Here is a 4714-nt window from a genome sequence, read left to right as displayed (position 1 = left end):
CCGATTTAGATGGCGATTTGCGTCTCGCAACTGATGCGATTTTTGGTGTCGGTTCAACGGTTCACATTGTCGAAAATCCATTGCCCCGGCTTTATGACGCTGCCCGCAAAATCGCCATGTCGGATACCAAAATGAAAGAGACCGGCGCGCCCGCGTGCGTGATCTCTCTTGATACAGAATATGTGGGCCGGGATGACGGCACGAATGATCTTGTGTCTGTTCAAATGACCATTGCCCATTGCACGGGCAAGCTGTTGCAGGTGCTAATAATGCCCACGAAAAGGCCAAAATTTGGCGCTCTGGTTGATTGGGCGTATCTGTTTTTGGGCATTGACGGGCGGGTGAATGATTGTGTTGTCGTGCTGGCACATTTTTGGGCTGCTGAATGGTCAATGTTGGACGATCGTTTAGACGTTGCGCGATTTGTTACTGACGTTCGCCGGACGCCCGTTACCATTGGGCCGGGCATCATAGTAAAGACGTTCGATAATAACCGGCATCCGCGAATTTTCCGTGTTTTAATGCGCGATACGATGCTTCTTTCTCCCGCTGGTGCAGGTTCTCTAAGCGCGTGGGGTGACATTCTTGGTTTTGAAAAACTCAAGCTGTCATCAAGTGAAATTGGCAATATGGATATTCTCGCCAGAGATGATTTTGAGAAATTCGCTTCATACGCAATGCGCGATACTGAAGTTTGTTTACTGGCTTATTCAGAAGTTCAGGGTTGGTGCGACACAATGAGCCATGTGGAAGGCTTCCGCATCGGGTTGACCCTTGGTTCAACGTCCGTCAATTTGTTTACAGCAATGGCCGGGGGCCGGGCTGTCGTTTCTGAGTCCATCGGGAAGGTGAAAACCTCTTATGTGGATGAAAAAGGGCGCAAAAAAACGCGTTATATGCCCGGTGAAGCCCGCGTCTCGGGCGACCCGCTCGCTTCTGAATGTTTCCACGGTGGCTTTAATCAGGCCCGGTTTGCGGGCCATCTTGAGGCACCCGCCGGGTGGCGCGTATATGATGTGGATTTAGCGGGCGCATACGCCAGCGCCATGGCTTCCATTCCGGCCATTGATTTTGATACGCTGCCCATATCAACCACGGATTTAGCCCTGATTATGAGGCTTTTTCGCGATGGGTGTATGGTCGTTGCTCATGCCGAGTTTTCCTTCCCTGAGCAAATTTTAGATCCATGTTTGCCGGTCGCCACATCGCGGGGACTTCAATATCCCCTCGCCGGGACATCATATTGCACCGGCCCGGAGCTGGCGCTCGCGCTTAAAATGGGTGCCAATGTCACCATACACAAAGGCGAAGCATGGGCGACCATTCCCGGCCAATTTATGTATGTCGATTACCTGTCGGGAATGATGCAGGAGCGCGGAAAACACGCCAAAAAGTCGCTGAAAAACACGCTTTTCAAGGAAATGGTCAATTCCCTGTATGGAAAGGTCGCGCAGGGCATAAACAAGCGGAATGTGACCAATTTTTCGGCCTTCGGCGGTGTTACGAAAGAGGAACTGGGGGAGTCCTCCATCACGTTGCCAATCGCTGCTGCGACCATAACAGGCATCATACGTGCTGCGTTGTTTGAAATGAACCAAGCATTTACGGATGCAGGGTGCAAAGTCGTCACGACGACCACTGACGGGTCGATGGTATTGGCCCCCGTGGGGACTGATTTTAACGCGTTGGTGTATGATACCGATGGTTTCCATACACTTTGCGCGGGACGTAAGCGCCTCGGCATTGCTGACGCGGAAACCGTATTGGAAGTGAAGGCCGAAGGCGCAGCGTGTGACAGTCGGCGCACCCGCGCAAATGCCATATATGACGACGACGGGGTGACAATTCACGTTGCACAGGGCGGTATAAAAATTGAGGTTCCGGGTGATTTCTCGCCAGCCCAAAAGAAGGCTTTTATTGGCAGAAAACTGCTGGAATTGGACATGGATATGGAGGTTCGCCACGCCGAACAACGGTCTTTGGTGTCCGCCAAAAAGATTGCCCATGGCAAAGCCGACGATGTTGTCAGCGTTCACACGATTAAACGTGTGCATAATGATTATGATTTTAAACGGCGTTTAACTGACTCCGGTTGGACTGTCCCGTGGGCAACGCTTGCAGATGTTGAACGCGCACAGGCGTCTGCTGACGGCCTCCACAAACTGGACAAACGCGCGACATTTGAAGCAATGGAACTTGCCATCCGGGGTATCCGCGTCACCGATATTCAGGCCGAATATGCGCGTGCCGTCCGGCGTGCTGTGGCCCGTGGTCATGGCGGGTGGCACCCGCTTGACGTGGAACACCCGGCTTTTGCTATGACCAAACAACAGAAATTGGCAGACAAAAAACGGCCCCTTATCATATTGCCCCGAAACCGTTTCACCGAGGCGTATGTTTCGGCGTGCGCCAAAATGCTGTCCAGTGACCCGGCCAAAATCCGGGATATGGTGGACGCCATTTTGGAAAGTGAAACGGTCGTTTCGCCCGATGCAAACGACTGCATCGGTGTTGGGTTTGGGTTGCGTGCGCCGGTGGCCGTCCCAGAAGAAAATGTGTTGTCCATGCTGGTGCCTGGACAAACCTTTTTCGATCTGACGGGTCGAAGACGGACGTTGCCACAAGCGCAAAAGCGCCAGCCCCCGCCTGCGGGGGCGTAGGCGCAAGGGGGCCGAACCCGGAAGGGTTCGGAAGGGTGCAGGGTGTCCCTGCCCCCTCGGGAGAGCCCCCAGAGGGCACACGAAGTGGGAAGTTAGCGGAGCGGGCCGGTAGGCAACTTCCCCGTGTGTTGGGAGGTTGCACCTCCCAAGCCCTCCCTTGCATGAAATCCGCGTAAAATCAGACATGGAAACAACCGTTGTGGGGGATATGCCATGTTCGCGTTTACACGCTCTCAAAAAATGGATTTTCACTATCTACAGGCGATGACAAACCATGCCCGAAGGCAGGATTCCGTTTCATTGGAAAGGGTTTGTCGTGATCGCACAAAAGACAATCTGATTTGCTCCGCATATTGTTCTGACGCCACAGATTTGCGCCGGGCGTATGCCGAACGGAAGGCGCTGACGGGGGCAAAAGAATATGGAAAAGCGGCGGTCGGTATCCATATCATAGCGGGCGTTTCGCCGGAATATATCTCACGCGAAGGCGACCCCCACGACCCACGCAATCCCGCGAATTTCCGTGTCTTTGAGCACGCGCAGGCGTGGGCTGAAAAGGAATTTGGGCCGGGTTCTGTCATATCCGCCAGAATGGATATGGACGAGGCCGGGTCGGGCGTGGTGGATTTGTTCATTGTCCCGGTGCGTGAAATGAAGATGCGCGGGAAAACAAAGTCCATCGTTTCGGTGAATAAAGCACTCGACGAAATCCGCGAAAAATACGGGAAAAAGGGAGACCTCGGCGCATACTCATCGCTTAACACGTCATGGGTAAAATATGCTCAAGAGCATCTGGATTCTGATCTAAAACGTGGTGTTTCGAAAGAAGAATCAGGTCGTGAACACGTTATTTCTGACGTTTTCAGAGAAGAAGCCGAGAAAATTCGTCGCGCAAAAGAAGAAATTGTTCATCAGAATGAAATAATAGATTCTGAAAAACTGGAAATTGAAAGTATAAAAAAGCGTCAAAATGATGATGCCGATTTAATCATTGGTCATAAAAAGAAATTGCGTGAGGAAAGGAAGGTTTTCGGGAAAAATAAACGCAAATTTGACCAAGAAAAGAGCAAGTTTGAGTCGTGGTGGGGTAAAATTGGCATGTCAATTTCTGCGGTAATGTCAGGGCGTTTAAGTGTAAAAAGTCTCATGGAACGTGCGTTCAATGAAGGATTTGCAAAAGCAAAAGAAGAACGTGCGAAGGCGGGTAATGATGAAATAAAGAGACTGGAAAACAAAGTTTCCAGTCTGGAATATCAAATAAACATGGAGAAAAAGGAAAATAAAGAGATCATATTGGAATTTGAAAACTTCAAGAAATCTGCTGTAGTTTTGCGGAAAGGTGAAGCGGAACTTATTGCAAGGGCAAGAACTGACGAGAAATCGAGCAATTTTACACAAAACGACAGGCAGAGAACGAAAAACTTTGATTTTACGAGATAAATGAGTAATAATGAAAAAGGCCCGGAGCGTCGAACTCCGAGCCTTTCAACCTCGGTGGTAGGACACCAAAGCTGTATTTCACCTGTGCTTTAGATTATATGCAAATCTGAAGCGAAATTCAAGCCCAAAGTGCCTATCGCCACCAAAAATGGAGGCGACTATGAGACGCAAAGGCACGACTACCAAACCCCGCAAAAACCCGTTTTCACGCAGATATTCATATTCGGAATGTGAATCACGGGGGGCGGTAAACAAAGATTCAGGGTCGGTAAACAAAGATTCTACGGGCGATTCCAAGACCCGGAAAACCGCCAAAAACAGCCAGTCAGAAAGCGCGAACTCTGGCGAAAAAACGCATTCTTCGCCACAGTTCAAAAATGAACGAGGCCCTTACAACGTCAAAAAAACGGCAGAAAACTGGGAAATTTACAAGCCCGAAAGCCCGGTAAACAAAGACCCCATGGGGGATACCCCCATTGTGTTTACCTTTACCATTACCGATGCCGATTTAGATGGCGATTTGCGTCTCGCAACTGATGCGATTTTTGGTGTCGGTTCAACGGTTCACATTGTCGAAAATCCATTGCCCCGGCTTTATGACGCTGCCCGCAAAA

General features: G+C 50.4%; 3 protein-coding genes. All 3 read left to right on the top strand.

The features are described from left to right. The coding region (locus tag GOB82_RS12950) for a DNA polymerase type-B family protein (RefSeq protein WP_166123721.1) at positions 1-2660 on the top strand (2660 nt) is incomplete at its 5' end. A 213-nt stretch (positions 2661-2873) separates the two neighbouring features. Beyond that, positions 2874-4100 carry a plasmid recombination protein gene (locus tag GOB82_RS12945; RefSeq protein ID WP_166123719.1) on the top strand — a complete coding sequence of 409 codons (1227 nt, stop codon included), beginning with the start codon at positions 2874-2876 and terminating at the stop codon, positions 4098-4100. Between the two features lie 160 nt (positions 4101-4260). Further along, a partial coding sequence (locus GOB82_RS12940) for a hypothetical protein (RefSeq protein ID WP_166123717.1) occupies positions 4261-4714 on the top strand: 454 nt, incomplete at its 3' end.

It is taken from the genome of Acetobacter farinalis, from assembly GCF_011516935.1.
In the GTDB taxonomy this organism is placed as follows: domain Bacteria; phylum Pseudomonadota; class Alphaproteobacteria; order Acetobacterales; family Acetobacteraceae; genus Acetobacter; species Acetobacter farinalis.
Note: the sequence above shows the minus strand (reverse complement) of the source record. Positions and strands in the feature narration are given on the sequence as shown.

What these genes read in the sequence shown, in the direction of transcription:
- GOB82_RS12945 (WP_166123719.1), top strand. Translation starts at nt 2,874, where the DNA reads ATGTTCGCGTTTACACGCTCTCAAAAAATGGATTTTCACTATCTACAG.